This window comes from Roseateles sp. (genome assembly GCF_019237615.1).
In the GTDB taxonomy this organism is placed as follows: domain Bacteria; phylum Pseudomonadota; class Gammaproteobacteria; order Burkholderiales; family Burkholderiaceae_C; genus Pelomonas.
Genome location: NZ_JAFAGT010000048.1, coordinates 1 through 24,544, shown reverse-complemented (window position 1 = coordinate 24,544; position 24,544 = coordinate 1). Strand labels below are relative to the sequence as shown.

Here is a 24,544-nt window from a genome sequence, read left to right as displayed (position 1 = left end):
GGGATTGTCCCGCAGCGCGTCACGCTGTCCGCGGGAAATAGCTGATGACCTGGATGACGGCGCCCTGCGGGTCCTGCAGCACGGCCATGCGGCCGACGGTGGGAATGTCGAAGGGGCCAGCCAGCACGCTGGCGCCCAGGCCCTTGGCCTGTTCCACCGTCGCATCGCAGTTCCCGACGGTGACATAGGCGCCCCAGGCAGCCGGGCCGGGCCGCTGCGCCGTCATCATGCCGCCGACGGAGACTCCGCCAACCTTGATGACGTGGTAGTCCCCGTCGCCGAGGTTCATGGTGTCGAAACTCCAGCCGAACAGCTGGCCGTAGAAATCTCGGGCGGCCTTGGGATCGGCGCTGGACAGCTCGTTCCAGCTGAAGGCGCCTGGGGTCATGTAGACGTCGCTGTAGTCTTTCATCGCAGTCTCCGTGTGGTGGAAAACGGATGCTCCGCGGCGAACATGACAGCGTCAAGTGCAGCCGCGCAGGCTCCACAATTCGGACATGACCGGCCTCGTCTTTCCTCACACCTTCGTGCCCTGGTTCCGTGCCGTGGCGCCCTACATCCACGCCTACCGCGGCGAGACCTTCGTCGTCGGCATGCCGGGCGAGCTGGTCGCGGCCGGCAAGCTGAACGCCTTCGTGCAGGACCTGGCCATCCTGCATGCGATGGGCATCAAGGTCGTGCTCGTCCACGGCTTCCGGCCGCAGGTCAACGAGCAGTTGGCCGCCAAGGGCCAGACGCCGCGCTACAGCCATGGCCGCCGCATCACCGACGCCGTCGCGCTGGACTGCGCCCAGGAGGCCGCCGGCCAGCTGCGCTTCGAGATCGAGGCCGCCTTCAGCCAGGGCCTGCCCAACACGCCCATGGCCAACGCCACCGTGCGCGTCGTGTCGGGCAATTTCCTGACCGCCCGGCCGGTCGGCATCGTCGACGGCGTGGACTTCCAGCATTCCGGGCTCGTGCGCAAGGTGGATGCCGCCGCCATCCAGCGCGCCATCGACATCGGCGCCATCGTGCTGCTGTCGCCGTTCGGCTTCTCGCCCACGGGCGAAGCCTTCAACCTCAGCATGGAAGACGTGGCCACGTCGACCGCCATCGCGCTGCAGGCCGACAAGCTGCTGTTCGTCTGCGAGGTTCCGGGCGTTCCCGAGAACCCGGGCGACCCGGAAAGCCCCATAGACACCGAGCTGGCCCTGGCGGACGCCGACCGCATGCTCGCCAAGGCCAGTCCGACGCCCGAGCCGACCGACGTGGCCTTCTACCTGCGCCATTGCGCCGAGGCCTGCCGCGCCGGCGTCGAGCGCACGCACATCATCCCGTTCGCGATCGATGGCGCACTGCTGCAGGAGGTCTACACCCACGACGGCATCGGCACCATGGTCGTGGACGAGAAGCTCGAGAGCCTGCGCGAGGCCACGTCCGACGACGTGGCCGGCATCATCAAGCTCATCGAGCCCTTCGAGCGCGACGGCACGCTGGTCAAGCGCAGCCGCACCGAGATCGAGCGCGACGCCGAGCTCTACACCGTCATCGAGCATGACGGCGTCATCTTCGGCTGCGCGGCCCTCTACCCCTATGTCGAAGCGCGCACGGCCGAGATGGCGGCCCTGACCGTGTCCAACGAGGTGCAGGGCCAGGGCGACGGTGACCGCCTGCTCAAGCGCATCGAGCAGCGCGCCAAGGCCACGGGCCTGGACAGCATCTTCGTGCTGACCACGCGCACCATGCACTGGTTCATCAAGCGCGGCTTCCAGCAGGTCGACCCCGAATGGCTGCCCGAGGAACGCAAACGCAAATACAACTGGGACCGCCGCTCGCTGGTGCTGGTCAAACGATTCAACTAAGCCCCCGCCGGGCCTGCCCATACGGTCGGCGCGCTAAAGTGCCGGCCGTTTTTCCATTTCGTGTCTCAGGAGTCCGCCATGCCCCGCGTCGTCCAATGCGCCTATCTGAAGAAGGAAGCCGAAGGGCTGGACTTCCCGCCCTACCCCGTCCACACGGAACTCGGCAAGCGAGTTTGGGAAAACGTCAGCAAGGAGGCCTGGGCCGCCTGGATGAAGCACCAGACCATGCTCGTCAATGAAAACCGCCTCAACCTCGCCGATCTGCGCGCCCGCCAATACCTGATGCGTCAGGCGGAGCAATTCTTCTTCGGCAGCGGTGCGGAGCAGGTGGCGGGCTACGTGCCGCCGTCGAACTGAGCCCGGCCTATTTCTGCCCCCTGCGCCCTACCGTGGCATTAGTCATGGCAATTACTGGCGGCCTGCGTGGCCGGCCGCCGGCGCAGGGGTATCGAGCCCCGGTTCCAGGGCGCGCCTAGCGGCGAAACCCATTGACACCGGGTTTTCCTCATCGAATCAAAAACCGTTGCCGCCGGCCCAAGAAAACTCTTGCCTGAATCTCCAGTCCGCGATTTAATTCGCTGGCGGAGATAATTGCCGGGCCTCGCGCCCCGCACCTCCGAGGCCTCGATGCCCGCCATCGGGAGTCTCACCGGTCAAATCGCAAGAGGAATAGCAGCATGTCCAATCTCAAGGAACTCCTGGCCCAACGCGCGGCGCTTGATGAGCAGATCAGCCAAACCAAGGAGCGCGAACGCGGCGAAGCCGTTGCCAAGGTCAAATCCCTGATGAGCGAATATGGCCTGACGGTGGCCGACCTCAGCATGCGCACGCCCAAACCGGCCAAGGTCTCCAAGGTCGCTGCCAAATATCGCAACCAGGCCACCGGCGAAACCTGGAGCGGTCGCGGCCTGCAACCCAAATGGCTCAAGGCCGCCGTCGCCGGCGGCGCCAAGCTGACCGATTTCGCGGTCTGAGACATCCCATCCGGCGCCACTGCGGCGCCATATGACCAGCAGGGCCATCTACGGGATGGCCCTTTTCCTTTGTGGCGGACGCGGCGACTAGACTGCGCCATGCCTTTCGTCATACCGTCCGCGGCCCGCCCTCACGGGTTTCCCCCGAGGCTCGCGCAGGCTCTGCTCGACGAAATTCGCCCCATGCCCGCCCCATGCCGCCGCCGGCGCCACCACAGCCCGGCCGGCGCAGGCCGGATGACGGCCTGAGCCATGGATCTGCATGCCGGCGCGCCCGAGTCCTCCGCCCATGGGCAGGAAGCCGACCTGAGCGCCCCGGCGCCGCCGTCCACCAGGCCGCCCTCCGGTCCGCGTCGCATCCATGACCGCAGCAGCGGGCGCCGGCTGCGTCGGGTCGGTCTTGCCGCGCTGGCCGGCCTGGGCGGCGGCCTGCTTACCGCCTGGGGACTGGCCAGGGACATCTTGCCGCCGATGCTGCGCCTGCCCCAGCCGGCCGGCGCGATGCCGGCCCAGGACCTGTTGATCCCCATGCTGCTGGCCGCGCTGGGCCTGCTGGCGCTGTGGCGGCTCAACGCCTGGACGCTGCCCCTGGTGACGGCCGGCCTGCTGCTGGGCGCCGGCCTGCCGTTGCTCTTCGAGGCCCGACCCGGCGCCGGGCTGGAGCTGCTGCTCTCCGCCCCCGTGCTCAGCGCGCTTGCGCTGCCGCTGCTGGCCCTGGTGCTGAACCGGGCGCTGCTGCGCCGGCTGCGCCTGACCGGCCGGCTGACCGGCTGGCGCGAGGTGGGCCTGTTCGGCCTGCTCGCCGGGCTCGCCGCGCCGGGCCTGGCCGGACTGCTGGCGCTGGGCATCCTGCATGCGGCGGGCCTCTCCGCGGGCGCCGCCGGCGCCGGCGCGCTGGAGCTGGCGGCCGCCTGGGCGCTGGCGCTGCTGAGCGCGGGCACCGTGCTGCAGGCCAGCACGCAGCAGCCACGCCGCGGCAGCCGCCGGCCCGGGTACGGGCTCGCGGCAGCCGCCATCGTGGCACAGGCCGCCCTGGCCTGGTGGCCCCAGGCCGGCGCGCTGCTGTTGCTGCCGCATCTGCTGCTGTGCCTGCATGCGCTGCAGGCCGCGCCGCGCATCAATGCCGCCCTCGGCGCCGGCCTGCTGGGCCTGTGGGCACTGGGCGCGCCAGCCACGCCAGAGGCCTATGCGCTGGGCGCGGCACTGGCCCTGCTGCCACTGCTCGTCGCGGGCCTGACCCGGCATCAGTTGCGCGACCGCGACGGCTGGCGCAGCGCCCTCGATGCCCAGGGGCTGGCGCTGGCCGAATGGCGGCTGCCCGAGGGCCGCCGTCATGCCTCGGCGCGCTGGGTGGCACTGACGACACCGGTCGACGGCAGCGCGACGGGCGGCGCGCCGCTGGACTGGATACGCCTGGCCCATCCGCGCGACCGCGAGCCCGTGCGCCGGGCCCTGCGCGAACTGCTGGCCGACCGGCAGCGCAAGCAGCTGGGCCTGTCGCTGCGCCTGGCCGCCGACGGCGGCGACTGGCGCTGGCACGAGCTGCAGGCCCATGTGCCGTTGCGGGACCGCCGAGGCCGCCCGCGCGGCCTCATCGCGACGCTGGCCGATATCAGCTGGCGCCACACGGCCGAGGAGCGCGAGCGCCTGGCGGCCACGCTGTTCCAGCAGGCCGGCGAAGGCCTGGCCATCATCGACATGCATTGGCGCATCGTCGAGGCCAACCCGGCCTACTGCGACATCCTGCATGCACCGCGCGAGGCCTTGATCGGCCGCCCGGCCACGCCGCTGAGCGTGGCCAACCTGCAGCGCAGCGGCTACGAGCCCGCCGAGCTGCAGGCCGAGCTGAATGCCGGCCTGAGCTGGAGCGGCCAGCTGCAGGCCGAGCTGGACGACGGTGGCCGCCACGTCTTCGCCGTGAAGCTCAGCCCCGTGCCCGAGCCGGACGGCGTCGACCCGCGATGGCGCCTGCTCAGCCTGAGCGACCTGGGCGAGAGCCTGCGCCAGCAGGACCTGCTGCGCCGCAGCCTGCGCTACGACGTCGCCACCGGCCTGCCCAACCGCGACGAGTTCATGCGCCTGCTGCAGCAGGCGCTGGCCGCCGCCAACCGCGACGGCTTCAAGCTGGTGGTCGGTGTCATCGACCTGGACGACTTCGGCCGCGTCAACGCCGAGCAAGGGCAGCTCGTCGCCGACGCCGTGCTGCTGCAGCTCGGCAGCCGGCTGCAGGCCGCGCTTCGCGGCGCACGCGGCGCGGCGCCGGACACGGCCGACCAGCTCGCCCGCCTGCATGGCGACGAGTTCGCCGTGCTGATGCGCGCACAGACGCCCGAGGAGGCCCAGCGCGGCATCGACCGGCTGCTGGCCGTCCTGTCCACGCCGGTGGCCGTCCGCGAGAGCCGCGTCGGCAACAGCCTGGCGCTGGAGATCGGCGCCAGCATGGGCGCGACCCTCTACCCCCAGGACGACGCCGACCCAGAGACGCTGCTGCGCCACGCGGGCCACGCCCTCTACCGCGCCAAGCATGCCGGCCGCAGCCGCGTGCAGTTCCACGACCCGACGCTGGACCAGCGCGACGAGGCCAGCCTGCTCGCGCTGGCCCGCCTGCAAAAGGCGCTGGACGGCGACGAGCTGCTGCTGCACTACCAGCCGCAGATCGACCTGCGCACCGGCCAGGTCATGGGCGTCGAGGCCTTGCTGCGCTGGCAGCACCCGGAGCGCGGCGTGCTGGCGCCGGCGCACTTCCTGCCGCTGGTGGAGACCACCGGCCTGGCGGTGCAGATCGGCGACTGGGTCATCGAACAGGCCCTCGCGCAGACCGCGACCTGGGCGCGTGCCGGCGTCAACGGCGGCAAGGGGTTGCCGGTCAGCGTCAACGTCGGCGCCCGCCAGCTGAGCCGCCACGACTTCCCGCAACGCCTGCAGGAGCTCATGCAGCGCCAGCCACCCCAGGTCGCACAGCTGCTGCACCTGGACGTGCTGGAAGCCGACGCGCTGGTCGAGACGGCGGCGACGCAGGCGCTGATCCAGCGTTGCATGAGCCTGGGCGTGGGTATCGCGCTGGACGACTTCGGCGCCGGCTATTCAAGGCTCGGCTCGCTGAAGCGCCTGCCCGTCGACACCCTCAAGCTCGACCGCAGCTATGTGCAGGGCATGCTGGGCGACGCGCAGGACCTGTCCCTCGTCGAGGGCGTCATCGGCCTGGCGCGCAACATCGGCTGCGCGGTGCTGGCCAAGGGCGTCGAAAGCCGCGCCCATGCCCGCGAGCTGCTGCGCCTGGGCTGCCGCCTGGGCCAGGGCAACGGCATTGCCCCCGCCATGCACCCCATGGCGCTGCCGGGCTGGATGGAGTCCTTCGCCAACAGCGACTGGGCCGGGCAGTTACGCAGCCCGACCCAGACCCCTCTCTAAAATCCCGGGGGTGATTCCCCAAGGCTTCATCCAGGACCTGCTGGCCCGCGTCGACATCCTCGACGTGGTGGGTCGCCACGTCGAGCTGAAGAAGGCCGGCAGCAACCACAAGGGCCTGTGCCCCTTCCACGGCGAGAAGTCGCCCAGCTTCAACGTCAACACCGTTCGCCAGACCTACCACTGCTTCGGCTGCGGCGTGCACGGCAATGCCATCGGCTTCCTGATGGAGCACACCGGCGCCAGCTTCGTCGAGGCGGTCGAAGACCTGGCCCAGCAAGTCGGCATGGTGGTGCCGCAGGACGACCGCAGTCCCGAGCAACGCGAACGTGCCAAGGCCGAGAAGGCCCGGCAGCACAGCCTCACCGAGGTACTGGCCCGCGCCGGGGACTACTACAAGGCCCAGCTGCGCGCGTCGCATCGTGCCATCGAATACCTGAAGGGCCGCGGCCTGACCGGCCAGATCGCCGCGCGTTTCGGCCTGGGCTACGCGCCCGAGGGCTGGCGCTCGCTGGCAAGCGGCTTCCCGTCGTATGACGACCCGCAGCTCGTTGAGTCGGGCCTGGTCATCACGCCCGATGTGGAGCCCGGACAGGAGGCCAAGCGCTACGACCGCTTCCGCGATCGCGTCATGTTCCCCATCCGCAATGTGCAGGGCGAGGTCATCGGCTTCGGCGGCCGCGTGCTGGACAAGGGCGAGCCCAAGTACCTGAACTCGCCCGAGACGCCGGTCTTCCACAAGGGGCGTGAGCTCTACGGCCTGTACGAGGGTCGCCAGGCCATGCGCCAGCGCGGCTATGCCCTTGTCGTCGAGGGCTACATGGACGTCGTGGCGCTTGCCCAGTACGGCATCGGCAACGCCGTCGCGACGCTGGGCACGGCCTGCACGGCCGAGCATGTGCACAAGCTCTTCCGGCACACGGACATGGTCGTCTTCAGCTTCGACGGCGACGCCGCCGGCCGCCGCGCCGCCGTGCGTGCGCTGGAGGCGGCGCTGCCCCACGCAACCGAAACCCACACCGTCAAGTTCCTCTTCCTGCCGTCCGAACACGATCCCGACTCCTATGTCCGCGAACTCGGCGCAGAGGCCTTCGAGCGCTGCGTGGAGACGGCCGTGCCGCTGTCGCGCCAGCTCAGCCTGGTCGCCGCCGATGGCTGCGACCTCGGCACCCCCGAGGGGCGCGCCCGCATGCTCAACCAGGCCCGGCCGCTGTGGAACCTGCTGCCCGAAGGCCTGCTGCGCCGCCAGTTGCTCGGCGAGCTGGCCAGGCAGGGCCAGATGCCCGAAGCCGAGCTGCAGGCGCTATGGCTGGGCGAGCCGGCTCCGGCGCCGTCCATGGCCTCCTCGGCGCCGGCCGCACCGGCGGAGAAGCCGCGCTGGCAGCCCAAGGGCGACTGGAAGGGCAAGGGCGACTGGAAGGGCAAGGGTGACTGGAAGGGCAAGGGTGACTGGAAGCGCAAGGGTCGTGACGAGGAGGCCCGCCCCGCCGGCCCGCGAGCCGCGCCGTCGACGCCCATGGACAACGCTGTGCGGCTGCTGCTGCAGCACAGCGAGCTGTGGGAGACGCTCGCGGACGAGGACCGCGCCCTGCTCCACGAGCTGGCGGGCATGCATGGCGCACTGGTCCATTGGCTGGAACGCCAGCTGACCCACCACGGCCCCAGCCCCTGGGCGGCGATCCAGGCGGGGCTGGCGGCGGACGGATTCGGCGAGGCGGTGGGCCGCCTGACCGGCCACATCCAGGCGCTGGGCATCGAGGAATCCGACCCCGCCGGCGACCTGGCGCGCGCCGTCGCCGACCTGCGCTCGCGCGCCTCGACGCCCCTGCCCGGCGGCGGCGGCGCCACTGACGAGGAGCGCCGCCGCGCGCTGGAAGCCCTCGCCCGCATGCGCGAGCGGCATGGGGTCGCGCCGCCCAAACCACCCGATCTTTGACCTCGCGATGAATTTGGCCGATAATCTTGTGTTTTCCGCGCGCGTCAACAAGAGTGACGGCAGAGAGATGCCGGGCCCGGCCACCTTGCGAAACAAGGCAACCGACGAGTTTTGAAGGCCACTACATCCGCCACCTCTGCACTCCAAACGATCACGCCAGCTTGTTCGCGCCACGCCAGGGTCCCTCGGCCGATACGGTTGACACCCGGCGACGAAAGCCACCGCTCCCATGCCCCGCCGGTTTGATGCCGAGCCCGGGCAGGCCGCGGTGGCTGCTGCATTTCTGAATTGACCGCGCAAACCCGAAGGACCTGCATGACCGCCAAGAAGCCCGCGACCAAGGCCAGCCCCGCTCCCGCCGAGGAGCTCAAGAAGAAGCCGGCCGCCAAGGCCGCCGCCGAGGCGCCCGCGAAGGCGGCGAAGGCGACCGCCAAGCCGGCCGCGAAGGCGGCCAAGGCTGACGAGGACAAGCCCAAGCGCGGTCGCAAGCCCAAGGCGGAAACCACGTCCAAGAAGGCCGGCAAGAAGGACGCCGAGGACGACGAGGACTTCTCCGACATCGATGCCGAGATCGAGGGCGAGGAGCCCGAAGCGGAGGAAACGGCCGCGGTCGCGGAAGAGACACCCAAGGCCAAGCCGCTGCGCATGAAGGTCAGCCGCGCCAAGGAGCGCGCGCTGATGCGCGAATTCGGCCTGGAGGAAACCGCGCTCACCGAAGAGGAGGCCAGCAAGCGCCGCAGCGAGCTGAAGACCCTCATCAAGATGGGCAAGACGCGCGGCTTCCTGACGCACCAGGAAATCAACGACCACCTGCCCGAGAAGCTGGTCAGCGAGGAAATCCTCGAGGCCATCATCTCCATGCTCAACGACATGGGCATCGCGGTCTACGAGCAGGCGCCCGACGCCGCCACGCTGCTGATCCAGGGCAACACGACGGCCACGTCGACCGAGGAAGAAGCCGAAGAAGCCGCGGAAGCCGCGCTGTCGACGGTGGACTCGGAGTTCGGCCGCACGACCGACCCGGTGCGCATGTACATGCGCGAGATGGGCACGGTGGAACTGCTGACGCGTGAAGGCGAAATCGAGATCGCCAAGCGCATCGAAGGCGGCCTGCAGGCCATGATGCTGGCGATCTCGGCCTCGCCGACGACCATCGCCCACATCCTCGAGTACGCGACCAAGATCCGCGCCGGCGAGATGCAGATCTCCGACGTCGTCGATGGCTTCGTCGCCGAGGACGAGGCCGACGACTACGTGGCCGAGGAAGACTTCGACGAGTTTGACGAGGAAGACGACGACGACGGCAACGGCGGCTCCAAGGCGCTGACCAAGAAGCTTGAAGAGCTGAAGAACGCCGCGCTGCTGAAGCTGGACTCGATGAGCACCAGCTTCGACAAGATGCGCAAGGCCTTCGAGAAGGACGGCTACAAGTCGCCGTCGTACAACAAGGCCCAGCAGGCCATCAGCGGCGAGCTGATGACCATCCGCTTCACGGTCAAGACGATCGAGAAGCTGTGCGACATCCTGCGCTCGCAGGTGGACGACGTGCGCCGCTACGAGCGCGAACTGCGCAAGATCGTCGTCGACAAGTGCGGCATGCCGCAGGAACACTTCATCAAGACTTTCCCGCCCAACGCACTGAACCTGAAGTGGGCGGAGAAAGAGGTCGCGGCGGGCAAGAACTACAGCGTCATCCTGAGCCGCAACCTGCCGCCCGTGCAGGAGCTGCAGCAGAAGCTCATCGACATCCAGGCCAAGGCCGTGGTGCCGCTGGACGACCTGAAGGACATCAACAAGAAGATGAACGAGGGCGAGAAGGCCTCTCGTGACGCGAAGAAGGAAATGATCGAGGCCAACCTGCGCCTCGTGATCTCGATCGCCAAGAAGTACACCAACCGCGGCCTGCAGTTCCTGGACCTGATCCAGGAAGGCAACATCGGCCTGATGAAGGCGGTGGACAAGTTCGAATACCGCCGGGGCTACAAGTTCTCGACGTACGCGACGTGGTGGATCCGCCAGGCCATCACGCGCTCCATCGCGGATCAGGCCCGCACCATCCGCATCCCGGTCCACATGATCGAGACGATCAACAAGATGAACCGCATCTCGCGCCAGCATCTGCAGGAGTTCGGCTACGAGCCGGACGCTCCGACGCTGGCCGAGAAGATGGAGATCCCCGAGGACAAGATCCGCAAGATCATGAAGATCGCCAAGGAGCCGATCTCCATGGAAACGCCGATCGGCGACGACGACGACAGCCACCTGGGCGATTTCATCGAGGACACCAACAACACGGCGCCCATCGAGGCCGCGATGCAGGCCGGCCTGCGCGACGTGGTGAAGGACATCCTCGACAGCCTGACGCCGCGCGAGGCCAAGGTGCTGCGCATGCGCTTCGGCATCGAGATGCAGAGCGATCACACGCTGGAGGAAGTCGGCAAGCAGTTCGACGTCACGCGCGAGCGCATCCGCCAGATCGAGGCGAAGGCGATCCGCAAGCTCAAGCACCCCAGCCGCTCGGACAAACTCCGCACCTACCTGGACAACCTGTAAGGTTGGCCGGGGACGTTGGCCGCCGCAAGCGAAGCCCGTCGTCCTAACGGATCCAAGGCCGGCTCGTCCGGCCTTTTCCATGCCCGATAAACTTTCGACATGACCGCGATCCGCGAACGCACCGTCCTCTTCGCCGACCTGCGAGGCAGCACCGGGCTCTACGAGTCCCTGGGCAATGCCGAAGCCAGTGCCATGGTCACGCAGACCGTGGGCCAGGTCAGCGAAGCCGTGCTGGAGAGCGGCGGCCAGCTCATCAAGACGCTAGGCGACGGCCTGATGGCCGCCTTCGAGACGCCGCGCGACGGCGTGCGCGCGGCCCAGCGCATGCAGGAGCTGCTGGAGAAGACCGTGCAGCGCGCCCGCCGCCAGAACGACCTCGCCCTGCTCGCACTGCGCCTGCAGGTGGCGCTGGCGCGCGGCGAGGTCGTGGAGCTCAACGGCGACTGCTTCGGCGACGCCGTCAACGTCGCCGCCCGCCTCATCGACCATGCCGGCGACGGCGAGATCCTCATCACGGCCGAGGTGCTGGCCGGCCTGCACCACGCGTCCAAGGGACGCTTCCGCAGCCTGGACCGCATCTCCGTGCGCGGCCGCGTCGAGTCCGTCCATGTCTACCGCATGGACGCCACGCCGCTGCCCGGCGCCGACGCCGCCGCCACGCAGTTCGGCGAGCCGATGCGCTCCAACGAACCCGAGGGCATGCGCCTGATCTGGCAGGACCTGGACCGCGTCTTCGACATAGGCGCCATGCCCATCGTGCTGGGCCGCAGCGTGCAGGCCACCTACTGCATCACCGACGCCCGCGTGTCGCGCTCGCATGCCCGCATCGACTGGCAGGGCAGCAGCTTCGAGCTGACCGACCTGTCCTACAACGGCACCTATGTGCGCTTCGGCGACTCGGGCGAACTGCTCAGCCTCAAGCGCGGCAGTTGCACGCTGCACGGCAGCGGCACCATCGGCCTGGGCGGCCCGCCGGGCGACGAGCAGTCGCCCAGCGTGCGCTTCGAGGTGCTGCACTTCTACGACACCGAGCCCCAGCCCTTCGGCCCGCGTTCGCGGCGCTGACATCACCCATGCGCTTCCTCCCCGAACCGCCGCAGCGCCACGGCGCCGCGCCCGCTGGCCCCGCGGGCAGCGACGTCGCCATCCTGTTGTGCAACCTCGGCACGCCCGACGCGCCTACCGCACCGGCGCTGCGCCGCTACCTGGCCCAGTTCCTGGCCGACCCGCGCGTCGTCGAGATCCCTCGGCTGCTATGGCTCGCCATCCTGCACGGCGTCATCCTGCGCGTTCGGCCGGCCAAGTCGGCCGCCAAGTACGCCACCGTCTGGACGCCCGAAGGCTCGCCACTCAAGGTCTGGACCGAGAGGCAGGCCAAGCTGCTGCAGGGCTACCTCGGCGAGCGCGGCCTGCGCGTGCGCGTGGCTCCCGCGATGCGCTACGGCACGCCCGCCATCGCCGCCACGCTGGACGCGCTCAAGCGCGACGGCGCGCGCCGCGTGCTGGTGCTGCCCGCCTATCCGCAGTACTCGGGCGCCACGACCGCCAGCGTCATCGACGACGTGGCCCGCTGGGTGCTGCAGACCCGCCATGTGCCGGAGCTGCGCTTCGTCAACCGCTACCACGACGACGCCGGCTACATCGGCGCGCTGGCCCGGAGCGTGCGCGAGCACTGGCAGCGCGAGGGCCGTGGCGGCAAGCTGGTCATGAGCTTCCACGGCATGCCCGAGCGCACGCTGCACCTGGGGGACCCCTACCACTGCGAATGCCTGAAGACCGGCCGCCTGCTCGCCGAGGCCCTCGGCCTGAAGGACGGCGAATGGCAGGTGACCTTCCAGAGCCGCTTCGGCAAGGCCAAGTGGCTGGAGCCCTACACCGAGCCCAGCCTCGTCAAGCTCGCCAAGGACGGCACGAAGTCCGTCGACGTGATCTGCCCCGGCTTCGCGGTGGACTGCCTGGAGACGCTGGAGGAGATCGCCCAGGAGGCTCGCGCTGCCTTCCTCGCCGCCGGCGGCCAGCGCTTTGCCTACATCCCCTGCCTGAACGACCGCCCCGACGGCATGCGCGCGCTGGCGGACCTGGCCGAGCGCCATCTGCAAGGCTGGCCCACCGAGGCGCCCCATCCCGACACGCTGGCGCTGCGGCGCGTGCGCGCGCTGACCGCCGGAGCCCGGGAATGAGCGAGGCCCCGGCCAGCATGCGCCTGGACAAATGGCTCTGGGCCGCGCGCTTCTACAAGACCCGCGCGCTGGCCGTCGACGAGATCAACCTGGGCCGCGTGCGCATAGGCGGCCAGCCGGTCAAGCCGGCCCGGGATGTCAAGGTCGGCGACCTGCTCAGCATCCGAATCGGCACGCTGGCGCGGGAGGTCTCGGTCCTGGGCCTGTCCCACCAGCGCGGCCCGGCGCCGCAGGCGCAGGCGCTCTATGCCGAGACACCGGCCAGCATCACCGCCCGCGAGGCCGCCGCCGAGGCGCGCCGCCTGGCGCCGGAACCGGCCGCGGCCATTGTCCAGGGCCGCCCGACCAAGCAGGACCGCCGCCGCCTGGTGGACTGGGAGCGCTGGTCGGCCTCGCTGGACGAGGACGATCCGGGTTGACCCGGATAATCCGTTTCGAATCCCCCTCTTGAAACCGGGACATCGCGCCTCATGTCGACGCGAACCCCATCCTGGATGCCATGACCACCGAGACCCCCCTGCCCGAAGATGCAGCCAACGCCCCCGAGCCCACGGCTGCCGAACTGAACCCCGAGATCAAGATCGCCGAACTGGAAGGCCGGCTGGCCGAGATGAGTGACGCCTATCTGCGCGCCAAGGCCGAGGTGGAGAACACCCGCCGCCGCAGCGAGGAAGAGCTGTCCAAGGCCCGCAAGTTCGCCGTCGAGGGCTTTGCCGAGGCCATGCTGCCGGTGATGGACAGCTTGGACGCCGCCATCGCCACGCCCGGCGCCGCCGTCGAGACGGTACTGGAGGGCGTGCACGCCACGCGCCGCCAACTCACCAGCGCGCTGGAGCGCAACAAGGTCGTCGAGGTCAACCCGGCCCAGGGCGCCAAGTTCGACCCGCACCAGCACCAGGCCATCTCCATGGTGCCGGCCGAGCAGGACGCCAACACGGTGGTCACCGTGCTGCAGAAGGGCTTCCTGATCGCCGACCGCGTGCTGCGGCCCGCACTCGTGACGGTCGCCGCGCCCAAGTAATACAGACGCTGCCGCTCCCTTGAAACGGCGCAAGTTATCCACAACTCGAACACATCACCAAATCCTCAGGAGCACCCCATGGGAAAGATCATCGGCATTGACCTCGGCACCACCAATTCGTGCGTGGCGGTCATGGAAGGCAACACGACCCGCGTGATCGAGAACGCGGAAGGCGCGCGCACCACGCCGTCCATCATTGCCTACCAGGAAGACGGCGAGATCCTCGTCGGCGCCTCGGCCAAGCGCCAGTCGGTGACCAACCCGAAGAACACGCTGTACGCCGTCAAGCGCCTGATCGGCCGCAAGTTCGCCGAGAAGGAAGTGCAGAAGGACATCGACCTGATGCCGTTCACGATCGCCGCCGCCGACAACGGCGACGCCTGGGTGGAAGTGCGCGGCAAGAAGTACGCACCGCCCCAGGTCTCGGCCGAGGTGCTGCGCAAGATGAAGAAGACCGCCGAGGACTATCTCGGCGAGGAAGTGACCGAGGCCGTCATCACGGTGCCGGCCTATTTCAACGACGCGCAGCGCCAGGCCACCAAGGATGCCGGCCGCATCGCCGGCCTGGACGTCAAGCGCATCATCAACGAGCCCACCGCCGCGGCCCTGGCCTTCGGCCTGGACAAGCATGGCAAGGGTGACCGCAAGATCGCCGTCTATGACCTCGGCGGCGGCACCTTCGACATCTCCATCATCGAGATCGCCGACGTTGATGGCGAGATGCAGTTCGAGGTGCTGTCGACCAACGGCGACACCTTCCTGGGCGGCGAGGACTTCGACCAGCGCGTCATCGACTACATCATTGCCGAGTTCAAGAAGGACCAGGGCGTCGACCTGACCAAGGACGTGCTGGCCCTGCAGCGCCTGAAGGAAGCTGCCGAGAAGGCCAAGATCGAGCTGTCCAACTCGTCGCAGACCGACGTCAACCTGCCCTACATCACGGCCGACGCGACCGGTCCCAAGCACCTCAACGTCAAGCTCACCCGCGCCAAGCTGGAGAGTCTCGTTGACGAGTTGATCGAGCGCACCATCGCCCCCTGCCGCACTGCGGTGAAGGACGCCGGCGTGTCGCTGGGCGACATCGACGACGTCATCCTGGTCGGCGGCATGACCCGCATGCCCAAGGTGCAGGACAAGGTCAAGGAGTTCTTCGGCAAGGAGCCGCGTCGTGACGTCAACCCCGACGAGGCCGTGGCCGTCGGTGCCGCCATCCAGGGCCAGGTCCTGGGCGGCGAACGCAAGGACGTGCTGCTGCTGGACGTCACCCCGCTGAGCCTGGGCATCGAGACCCTGGGCGGCGTGATGACGAAGATGATCAAGAAGAACACGACCATCCCGACCAAGTTCAGCCAGACCTTCTCGACAGCCGACGACAACCAGCCTGCCGTAACCATCAAGGTGTACCAGGGCGAGCGCGAGCTGGCCCAGGCCAACAAGTCGCTGGGCGAGTTCAACCTCGAAGGCATCCCGCCGGCACCGCGCGGCGTGCCGCAGATCGAGGTCAGCTTCGACATCGACGCCAACGGCATCCTGCACGTCGGCGCCAAGGACAAGGGCACCGGCAAGGAAAACAAGATCACCATCAAGGCGAACTCGGGCCTGTCCGAAGCCGAGATCGAGAAGATGGTGAAGGACGCCGAGGCCAACGCGGCCGAGGACAAGAAGAAGGTCGAGCTCGTCGGCGCCCGCAACCAGGCCGACGGCATGGTGCACAGCGTGCGCAAGTCGCTCGCCGAGCATGGCGACAAGCTCGAAGCCGCCGAGAAGGACAAGATCGAGGCCGCCGCCAAGGAACTGGAAGAGGCCATCAAGGGCGACGACAAGGCCGACATCGAGGCCAAGACCGAAGCGCTGATGACCGCCAGCCAGAAGCTGGGCGAGAAGATCTACGCCGACCAGCAGGGCGCGCAGGCCGCTGCCGCGGCGGCGGCCGGCGCCGAGCCGCACCAGGCAGAGCCGCAGGGCGAAGCCAAGCGCCCTGCCGACGACAACGTCGTGGACGCCGAGTTCAAGGAAGTCAAGGACGGCAAGTAACCCTCCTATGACTTCACGGCCCGGGAGCGCTCGCTAGCGCCCTCGGGCTTTTCCCCTTGAAAAGAGAAGCGGCAAGCATGGCTTCCAAGCGCGATTACTACGAAGTCCTCGGCGTCGCCAAGAACGCGTCCGAGGACGACATCAAGAAGGCCTACCGCAAGCTGGCCATGAAGTTCCACCCCGACCGCAACCAGGGCGACGGGGCGAAGAAGGCCGAGGAGCAGTTCAAGGAGGCCAAGGAGGCCTACGAGATGCTGTCCGACGCGCAAAAGCGCGCGGCCTACGACCAGTACGGCCATGCCGGCGTTGACCCCAACATGGGTGCGGGCCGAGGCGGCCCGGGCGCAGAGGGCTTCGGCGGCTTTGCCGAGGCCTTCGGCGACATCTTCGGCGACATCTTCGGTGGTGGCCAGGGCGGTGGCCGCCGCGGCGGCGGCCAGCAGGTCTACCGCGGCAGCGACCTCAGCTACGCGATGGAGATCACGCTGGAGGAGGCCGCGCGCGGCAAGGAAACGCAGATCCGCATCCCCAGCTGGGAAGGCTGCGAGACCTGCGGTGGCTCCGGCGCCAAGCCGGGCACCAGCGCCAAGACCTGCGGCTCCTGTGGCGGCTCCGGCACGGTGCACATGCGCCAGGGCTTCTTCAGCATCCAGCAGACCTGCCCGCATTGCCACGGCACCGGCAAGATCATTCCCGAGCCCTGCACGACCTGCAACGGCCAGGGCAAGGTCAAGAAGCAAAAGACGCTGGAGGTCAAGATCCCGGCCGGCATCAACGAGGGCATGCGCATCCGCTCGGCGGGCAATGGCGAGCCCGGCGTGAACGGCGGCCCGAGCGGAGACCTCTACATCGAGATCCGCATCAAGCAGCACGACATCTTCGAGCGCGACGGCGACGACCTGCATTGCACGATGCCGGTGTCCATGGTCACCGCGGCACTGGGCGGCAACATCGAGGTGCCGACGCTGGGTGGCAAGGCCGAGATCGAGCTGCCCGAGGGCACTCAGCACGGCAAGACCTTCCGCCTGCGCGGCAAGGGCATCAAGGGCGTGCGCTCCAGCTACCCCGGCGACCTCTACTGTCACATCGCCGTGGAGACGCCGGTCAAGCTGACCGAGCACCAGAAGAAGCTGCTCAAGGAGCTGGACGAGTCGCTGAAGAAGGGCGGTGAGCGCCACTCGCCCAATGCCAAGAGCTGGACGGACCGGGTGAAGGACTTGTTCAAGTAAGCCCACCTCTCGCCATCAGGCCGCGGCAACCCGTCAGGGGCGCGCGGCCTTTTTCATGCTCGCCGCGGAAGTCACAGCCCTGTACCCCGGGCGCGCGAGAATGCGCCCCCGGCCTCCCCTGACCGCCCGAATGCTCCTGCTCAAGCGCCTGCTGGCCTGGTTCCAGCCCGACATCTCGCGTCCCCTGACCCAGGCCTGGCTGGCCGCCCTGTGGATGAGCCTGCTGGCCAACTGGCCGCTGTGGGAGCAGTTGCGGTCCCTGTCCCTGGGCACCGGCTTCCTGCTCGCCTTCGCCGGCATGGTCACGGCCGCCACCGGCGCGGTGCTGAGCCTGCTGGCCTGGCCGCGGCTCATCAAGGGCGTTCTGGTCTTGCTGCTGCTGGCCGGCGCCGCGCTCGCCTATTTCATCGGCACCTACGGCATCGTGTTCGACCCGAGCATGGTCGTGAACATGGTGCAGACCGACGCGCGCGAGACCCGCGACCTGCTCAGCTGGCGGCTTCTGGCGAACCTGCTGGTGCTGGGCGCCCTGCCCGCCTGGTGGCTGCTGCGCCGGCCGCGCGCGCCGCACCAGGCGTTCAGGCATCGCCTGGGCGGCAACCTCGCAGCCTTCGGCCTTGGCCTGGCCGCGATGGTGCTGCTGGCGCTGAGCGTGTTCGCGACGTTGTCGTCGACGATGCGCAACCACAAGAGCATCCGCTACATGGTGACGCCGCTGAACGCCGTCTATTCGGTCGGCGCCGTCGCCGCGCGCAACCTCGCCGGCCCCAAGGGCCCGCCGGCCGTCATCGGTGCGGACGCCCGCCTGCTGCCGCGCGCCGAAGGTGCCAAGCCGCCGCTGCTGCTGCTCGTTGTCGGCGAGACGGCGCGGGCCATGAACTTCAGCCTCAACGGCTACGCACGGCCCACCAACCCCGAGCTGTCCAGGCTGCCCGCGACCCAGCTCTTCAGCCTGGGTGACGTCACCTCCTGCGGCACGGCGACGGCCGCGTCGCTGCCCTGCATGTTCGCGCCTCAGGGCCACTCCGCCTTCGACGCCGACAAGCCGCAGGAGAACCTGCTGGACGTGCTGCAACGCGCCGGCCTCGCCGTGCTGTGGCTGGACAACCAGAGCGGCTGCAAGGCCTTGTGCGACCGCGTGCCCAACGACTTCACGACCCAGCTGCCCGCGGGCGCCACGCCGCTGCCGGCAGGCATGTGCAACGGCGAGGAATGCTTCGACGAAGCCCTGCTGCACGCGCTGGACCGGCGCATCGCGGCGCTGGACCCGGAGCGCCTGCGGCGCGGCCTGGTGCTGGTCATGCACCAGATGGGCAGCCACGGCCCGGCCTACTTCAAGCGTTCGCCGCCCGACCTCAAGCCCTTCCAGCCCGAATGCCGCAGCAACGAGCTGCAGCAGTGCCCGCGAGAGCAGGTCGTCAACGGCTACGACAACACCCTGGTGACGACCGACCGGCTCCTGTCCCGCGCCATCGCCTGGCTGCAGACGAAGCAGGCCCGCTTCGACGCCGGCATGCTCTACGTATCGGACCACGGCGAGTCCCTCGGCGAGAACGGCCTCTACCTGCATGGCATGCCCTATGCCATCGCGCCGGCCGAGCAGACCCATGTGCCCATGATCCTGTGGCTGCCCGAGGATGGCGCGCTGGCGACGTCGCTCCAGCCCGGCTGCCTGGCCACGCTGCGCGACAAACCGGCATCGCACGACAACCTCTTCCACACCGTCATGGGCTGGGTCGGCGCGCGCGCCGACGTCTACAAGCCCGAGTGGGATCTGCTGGCCGGCTGCCGCTAGCACGCCGGCAGCGGCGGTTTTCCACATCCGGCGCAGGGTCGGCAGGCGTCATCCTGCAGCTTCTGCCGCTAGAGTCCGCCCTCGCAATTCGCCAATGCGCTCGGGACGAACCGGAACGTCGGGGGCTGCGTCAACGATCTTCCCTCCCGATGCCCGCATCTCGTCAAATCATCGCCTGCGCGCTGCCCGGCCAGGACCCCCGAGTCCTGGCCGAACGGGCCCTGGACAAGGCCAGGGCCCTGGACGCCTCCTGCACGCTGCTGGTGCTCACCCGCGCGGGCAGCGACGACGATGCCGCGACGGCGCAGGCCCTGGCGCAGGCGCGCGCGGCTGGCATCGAGGCGCAGCAGGTCACGCTGGAGCGGATGACGGCCGCGGCGGTCCTCGACACGCTGAGGCCCTGGCTGGGCCGCGGCCAGCGGGCCGTGCTGATGCTGCAGCGACAGCACGACGGCTTTCTCGGCGCCGCCTCGCTGTCATCCCGCCTGGCCACGCTCTGCGCGGACGAACTGTCCCATGTCCGCCTCCACGTCGTGCGCGCGACCGCCGAGCGCCGTCACCCGCGCGGGCTGGGTACCTACATGGGCGGCGCCTCCCTGAAAGCCTGGTGGCTGACACTGCTGACGCTGCTGGCCTGCACGCTGGCCGGCGAGTTGATGCGGGAGCACTTCGAACCGGCCAACACCGTCATGATCTACATGGCCGGCACGACGTTGGTGGGCCTGCGCGCCGGCATGGGCCGCGCCATCGCCTTCGTGCTGGGCAGCGTGCTGCTGTACGACCTGGTCCTGCTGCCGCCCTACTGGACCATCGTCAAGCTCCGGCCCCAGTATTACTTCACCTTCGGCGTGATGCTGGGCGTGGGCTGCCTGATCAGCTGGCTGGTGTCCAACGTCAGCGCCAAGAGCGACGAACTGGCGGCGCGCGCCCAGCGCGCCCAGGCGCGCAACGACCTGTCCTACGACCTGGTGCGTGCGTCCACGCCGCAGGACGTGCAGCTGGCGCTGCGGAGCGCCATCGACAGCAGCCTGGACGGCTGGGGCGAGTTGCTGCTGCCCGATGCCGAGGGCCGGCTGCGGCCGGTCGATGTGGCCGGCCTGCAGTTCGCCGATCCCGGCACCGCCGCCCGGGTGTTCGCGACGGGAGATCACGTCGCCACCGGTGACAGCCCGATCGTGCTGCACCTGCCTATGCAGGGCACCCACGAACGGCTGGGCGTGCTGGCCATCCGGCTCAAGGCGCCTCTGCGGGATGACTCGGGCGACGCCAATCTGCTGCGCGCCTTCGCCGACAAGGCGGCCGTCGTGCTGCAGCGCCTGCAGCTGGAGGCCATGAACACCAGCTCCGCGCTGGAGGCCGAGACCGAGCGTGTGCGCAACACGCTGCTGGCCGCGATCTCGCACGACTTCCGCAGCCCCATGACGACCATCGTCGGCTCGGTCAGCAGCCTGCTGGAGCAGCGCGACGTGATCTCGCCGGCCCTGCGCGAGCGCCTGCTGCGCGGCGTGCTCGGCGAGGCGCGCCGCGTCCACACGCTGATGAACAATCTGCTCGACCTGACGCGGATCGAGGGCGGCGCCGTGCCGCTGAGCCTCGAGTGGTGCCCTGTGGACGAGCTCTTCTCCGCGGCGCTGACTGCCCAGGGCGCGACGCTCGCGGAGCATCGCGTCAGCATGGCCTGCGACCCGGACGCGCTGCTCTGGTGCGACCCGCGGCTGATCGAGCAGTTGCTGGGCAACGTGCTCGAGAATGCCGGCCGCCACGCGCCGGCGGGCTCCCGGATCCGCCTCGGCTTCACGGCCGAGACGGCCGCGGCGCGGCTGGTGGTGCAGGACGACGGCCCGGGCTTCCCGCCCGGCCGGGAGCAGGACATGATGAAGAAGTTCACGCGCGGCTCGCAGCAGTCCAGCGGTGGCACCGGGCTGGGCCTGGCCATCTGCGCCGCCGTGGCCAAGCTGCATGGCGGCCGGCTGGAGCTGAGCAACCAGTCGGGTGCCCAGGTGATGCTGTGGCTGCCGCAGCCGGACTGCGCGCCCATCACCGACGACGACGAGGCACCGTGAGCCGCGATGCCTGCACCGTGCTGGTCGTCGAGGACGACCCGGCCATCCGCTCCATGCTGGTCGGCGCGCTGACCGCGGGGGGCTACCAGGTCCACGAGGCCGACTGCGCCGCCAAGGGCGAGACGCTGGCGGGCAACCGCCGCATCGACGTCTTCCTGATCGACCTGGGCCTGCCGGACCGCGACGGATTGGAGCTGATACGGGGACTGCGGCGCTGGACACAGCGCCCCGTCATCGTGCTCTCCGGCCGCACGCAGGAGAGTGAGAAGGTCGAGGCCCTCGACAGCGGCGCCGACGACTACCTCATCAAGCCGTTCGGTGTAGCCGAGCTGCATGCCCGGCTGCGCGTGGCGCTGCGGCATGCCGCCCAGACCAGCCAGGCCGGCCGGACATCGCTGCGCCTGGGCGCGGTCGTCATCGATCTCAGTGCCAAGACGGTAACCCGCGACGGCGAGGCCATTCGCCTGACCGGCACGCAGTGGCGCCTTCTCGCCTTGCTGGCCAAGCATGCCAACCGCGTCGTGACGACGCGCCAGCTGCTGCAGGAGGTCTGGGGGCCAGGGCAGTCGGAGCACGCCCACTATCTGCGCGTCTACATCCACCAGTTGCGCCGCCGCCTGGAGCCGGACGCCAATCCGCCGACTCGGCTGTTGACAGAAACTGGCGTTGGATACCGTCTAGTTGTAGACGACTAGAGTTTTTACGCGGACTTTACGCAACAGGCGCTATGGTGTGGGCATGGTTGTCCGCGCCAGATCGGGCGTGGGCGACCTGGCGTTGGATCCGACGCTCTGGCGCGCCCCGCCGGCCGCGCCCGGCGCTCCCGCATTTCGGCCAGGCCCGGGGCGCCGCGGCGGATCCAGCGCCTGTTGCGCAAATTTCACAGCTTCTTAGACCACGGACGTCATGGCGGGAGACCTGCCCCACCCCCCTCCAGCCCTCCGCTGGCCCGCATGTGCGCACCGCCGGCCTCTCCGCGCCCGTCCGGCGGCCAAGGTGCGCTGATGACACCTGGCTATCGCCATACGGTGCTGGTCGTCGAGGACGAAGGGCCGATCCGTCAGCTCCTGGTCGCGACGCTCGCGGCTGAAGGCTTTCTCGTCCAGGAGGCGGGCAGCGCCACCGAGGGCATCGCCATCGCCGCCACCCGGCGCATCGACCTTTTCCTGGTCGACCTCGGGCTCCCCGACCTCGATGGCCAGGTGCTCATACGCCGCCTGCGCGCCTCGTCGCAGCGACCCATCCTCGTGCTGTCGGCCCGCTCCAACGAGACCGACAAGGTCGCCGCACTGGACGCCGGCGCCGACGACTACCTCGTGAAGCCCTTCAGCATCCCCGAGCTGCACGCCCGCCTGAGGGCGGCGCTGCGTCGCACGACGCGCAACGATGCGGGCCTGCAGCAGTTGCGCATCGGAGACGTGCTGGTGGACCTGGACGCGATGACGGTGATGCGCGCCGATGTGCCGGTGCGGCTCACGGCGACGCAGTGGCGGCTGCTGGCCGTGCTCGCCAAATCCGCCAACCGCGTCGTGACCTCGCAGGCCCTGCTGCGCGAGGTCTGGGGACCGCACCAGGTCGAGCAGGGCCACTACTTGCGCATCTACATGCGTCAGCTGCGCCAGCGGCTGGAGGCAGACGCGACCCAGCCGCGCTATCTGCTCACCGAGCCCGGCCTGGGCTACCGGCTGGTCATCGACGCCTGACAGCGCTGTAACTGGTCGCGGCAGCGGCCATGCCGGCGCGCCGCGCAAGGTGGTCGGCCGTCAGTGGAACTGCCGGGTTTGCATTCACGCACGGCCGGACGGGCCTGCAAAGCGTGAACGCCGTCGCAACTAATCCACAACCGTCGGCATCGACGCGGAATTTTTATACGGCATTAACGCCGCCCTGGATAGCCTGCGGCGGATGCACCCGTCCGGGGCAAGCCCGGCGGAGTCGGGCGCGGGGCCGTTTCGGTCTCGCCGTCGCGATTGCACATGCCCCTGAGCCCTCTGCGGAGGGGCGGGACGAACCGCCGCCCTCCCACATGTCCAAATGATGACATCGATACCCATTTCCACCGTCCTGCGGCGCGCGGCGCCAACCGAACGTCGCGTTATTGCTGGCATGCTGGCCGGGACCGCGCTGGCCGCCGCAGCAACGGCCATCGGGCCGGCCCTGCCGGCCATGGCCAGGCCGGTGCTGGCCGGCGCGCTGCTGGTCGGCGGCCTGTGGCTGCTGTGGAGCTGGCTGGCGGCGCTGCGCCAATCCCAGCGCCAGTTGCAGCGTTACGTCGACAGCCACCGCGACTTCAGCGCCGCGCTCGCACCGGTCTGGTCACGCCAGATCGACATGTCGCGCGGCCAGATGGAGACCGCCGTCACCGAGCTCAGCACGCGTTTCGGCGGCATCGTCGGCAAGCTGGACCAGACGCTTGCCATCACCGAATCCAGCCTGCAGCCCACGGCCGGCGCCGACGCTGGCCGCCCCGCCGTGTTCGCGCTCTGCGAGCAGCGCCTGGTGCGCCTGGTCGATTCCATAGAGGAGGCCATGCAGGGCAAGGCCGCGCTGGCCGCACAGATCGGCGAACTCACGACGCTGATCACGGAGCTGCGCGGCATGGCCAACCAGGTCGCGCAGATCGCAGCGCAGACCAACCTGCTGGCCATCAACGCGGCCATCGAGGCGGCGCATGCCGGCGAGACGGGCCGCGGCTTCGCGGTGCTCGCTCAGGAGGTCCGCAAGCTCTCGGCGCTGTCCGGCGAGACCGGCGCGCGCATCGCGGCCACCGTGTCGCGGGTCACCGACAGCATCACCGCGACGCAGCAGGCCTCCGAGGCATCTCGGCGCGACGACCAGGCCGCAGCCCAGCAGTCACGCACGACCATTGCCGCCGTGATCGGCGAGCTGCGCGGCCTGACCGAGGCCATGGCGGACGCCACCCGCCAGCTCCAGCAGGAGAGCGCCGGCATCCAGGGCGAGGTGTCCGAGGCGCTGGTGCAGCTGCAGTTCCAGGACCGCGTCAACCAGATCCTTGCCCATGTGCAGCAGAGCATCGAACGCCTGCCCGGGCAGATGTCCTGCGCGAGCGACGACTACGAAAGCCGCGGGCGACTGGAGCCGGTCAGCGCCGCCGAGATGCTGGAGGAGCTGGAGCGCAGCTATGCGATGGCCGAGGAGCGCGGCCGCGTCGGCAAGCCGTCGGGCGGTGGCAAGGCCCAGGCCGCACAGCCGGCCGACAGCGAAATCACTTTCTTCTGAGGAACGACATGGCCAAGACCATCCTAGTCGTCGATGACTCCGCCTCGCTGCGCCAGGTCGTCGGCATCGCCCTGCGGGGTGCGGGCTACGACGTCATCGAGGCCTGCGACGGGCAGGACGCGCTGAACAAGCTCACGGGCCAGAAGGTCCACCTGATGATCAGCGACGTCAACATGCCCAACATGGACGGCATCAGCTTCGTCAAGGCCGTCAAGCAGCGCCCCGCCTACCGCTTCACGCCCATCGTCATGCTGACGACGGAGTCGCAGG

Annotated in this window: 19 protein-coding genes; 18 read left to right on the top strand and 1 reads right to left on the bottom strand. The window is 69.3% G+C overall.

The genetic code is table 11. From position 1 onward, the window contains the following. Window positions 1–19 precede the first annotated feature (19 nt). On the bottom strand, window positions 20–412 hold the full coding sequence (locus JOY88_RS08515) for a VOC family protein (protein WP_293501833.1): 393 nt from the start codon (window positions 410–412) through the stop codon (window positions 20–22). A gap of 85 nt (window positions 413–497) precedes the next feature. On the opposite strand from JOY88_RS08515, the gene argA reads away from it, so the two are divergent. The 18 genes from argA to JOY88_RS08425 form a co-directional block, all read left to right on the top strand. Beyond that, window positions 498–1,841: an amino-acid N-acetyltransferase gene (gene argA / locus JOY88_RS08510; protein ID WP_293501832.1), complete on the top strand. Its 1,344-nt coding sequence runs from the start codon at window positions 498–500 to the stop codon at window positions 1,839–1,841. A 78-nt stretch (window positions 1,842–1,919) separates the two neighbouring features. Beyond that, window positions 1,920–2,198, top strand: a complete 279-nt coding sequence (locus tag JOY88_RS08505; RefSeq protein ID WP_293501831.1) for an oxidative damage protection protein — start codon at window positions 1,920–1,922, stop codon at window positions 2,196–2,198. Between the two features lie 320 nt (window positions 2,199–2,518). Continuing rightward, on the top strand, window positions 2,519–2,815 hold the full coding sequence (locus JOY88_RS08500) for an H-NS histone family protein (RefSeq protein ID WP_293501830.1): 297 nt from the start codon (window positions 2,519–2,521) through the stop codon (window positions 2,813–2,815). 252 nt (window positions 2,816–3,067) lie between these two features. Continuing rightward, the gene (locus tag JOY88_RS08495; protein ID WP_293501829.1) at window positions 3,068–6,226 is read left to right on the top strand and encodes a putative bifunctional diguanylate cyclase/phosphodiesterase; all 3,159 of its coding nucleotides are present in this window, start codon (window positions 3,068–3,070) and stop codon (window positions 6,224–6,226) included. A gap of 10 nt (window positions 6,227–6,236) precedes the next feature. Further along, entirely contained in the window at window positions 6,237–8,159 is a 1,923-nt protein-coding gene (dnaG, locus tag JOY88_RS08490; protein WP_293501828.1) for a DNA primase, read from the top strand. A gap of 315 nt (window positions 8,160–8,474) precedes the next feature. Further along, a complete protein-coding gene (rpoD, locus tag JOY88_RS08485; protein ID WP_293501827.1) occupies window positions 8,475–10,712 on the top strand; it encodes an RNA polymerase sigma factor RpoD in 2,238 nt (745 codons plus the stop codon). A gap of 99 nt (window positions 10,713–10,811) precedes the next feature. After that, a complete protein-coding gene (locus JOY88_RS08480) occupies window positions 10,812–11,777 on the top strand; it encodes an adenylate/guanylate cyclase domain-containing protein (RefSeq protein WP_293501826.1) in 966 nt (321 codons plus the stop codon). Between the two features lie 8 nt (window positions 11,778–11,785). Then, window positions 11,786–12,892: a ferrochelatase gene (hemH, locus tag JOY88_RS08475; protein ID WP_293501825.1), complete on the top strand. Its 1,107-nt coding sequence runs from the start codon at window positions 11,786–11,788 to the stop codon at window positions 12,890–12,892. Further along, complete coding sequence (gene hslR, locus JOY88_RS08470) at window positions 12,889–13,311, top strand: Hsp15 family ribosome-associated heat shock protein (RefSeq protein WP_293501824.1); 423 nt, start codon at window positions 12,889–12,891, stop codon at window positions 13,309–13,311. Before hemH ends, hslR begins: the two co-directional genes overlap by 4 nt. Before the next feature lie 80 nt (window positions 13,312–13,391). After that, window positions 13,392–13,913, top strand: a complete 522-nt coding sequence (grpE, locus tag JOY88_RS08465; protein WP_293501823.1) for a nucleotide exchange factor GrpE — start codon at window positions 13,392–13,394, stop codon at window positions 13,911–13,913. A gap of 36 nt (window positions 13,914–13,949) precedes the next feature. Further along, window positions 13,950–15,947 carry a molecular chaperone DnaK gene (dnaK, locus tag JOY88_RS08460; RefSeq protein ID WP_293501935.1) on the top strand — a complete coding sequence of 666 codons (1,998 nt, stop codon included), beginning with the start codon at window positions 13,950–13,952 and terminating at the stop codon, window positions 15,945–15,947. Window positions 15,948–16,024: 77 nt separating this feature from the next. Beyond that, window positions 16,025–17,176, top strand: a complete 1,152-nt coding sequence (gene dnaJ, locus JOY88_RS08455) for a molecular chaperone DnaJ (protein WP_293501822.1) — start codon at window positions 16,025–16,027, stop codon at window positions 17,174–17,176. Between the two features lie 130 nt (window positions 17,177–17,306). Continuing rightward, a complete protein-coding gene (locus tag JOY88_RS08450) occupies window positions 17,307–18,971 on the top strand; it encodes a phosphoethanolamine transferase (protein ID WP_293501821.1) in 1,665 nt (554 codons plus the stop codon). Window positions 18,972–19,120: 149 nt separating this feature from the next. After that, the gene (locus JOY88_RS08445; protein WP_293501820.1) at window positions 19,121–21,034 is read left to right on the top strand and encodes an ATP-binding protein; all 1,914 of its coding nucleotides are present in this window, start codon (window positions 19,121–19,123) and stop codon (window positions 21,032–21,034) included. Next, window positions 21,031–21,729: a response regulator gene (locus tag JOY88_RS08440; RefSeq protein WP_293501819.1), complete on the top strand. Its 699-nt coding sequence runs from the start codon at window positions 21,031–21,033 to the stop codon at window positions 21,727–21,729. The genes JOY88_RS08445 and JOY88_RS08440 overlap by 4 nt, the downstream gene beginning before the upstream one ends. A gap of 309 nt (window positions 21,730–22,038) precedes the next feature. Next, window positions 22,039–22,737 (top strand): response regulator, encoded by a 699-nt coding sequence (locus JOY88_RS08435; RefSeq protein ID WP_293501818.1) that lies wholly within the window; start codon window positions 22,039–22,041, stop codon window positions 22,735–22,737. Window positions 22,738–23,140: 403 nt separating this feature from the next. Continuing rightward, a complete protein-coding gene (locus tag JOY88_RS08430) occupies window positions 23,141–24,274 on the top strand; it encodes a methyl-accepting chemotaxis protein (RefSeq protein WP_293501817.1) in 1,134 nt (377 codons plus the stop codon). Between the two features lie 8 nt (window positions 24,275–24,282). Beyond that, window positions 24,283–24,544: response regulator (locus tag JOY88_RS08425; protein ID WP_293501816.1), on the top strand; the 262-nt coding region annotated here is incomplete at its 3' end.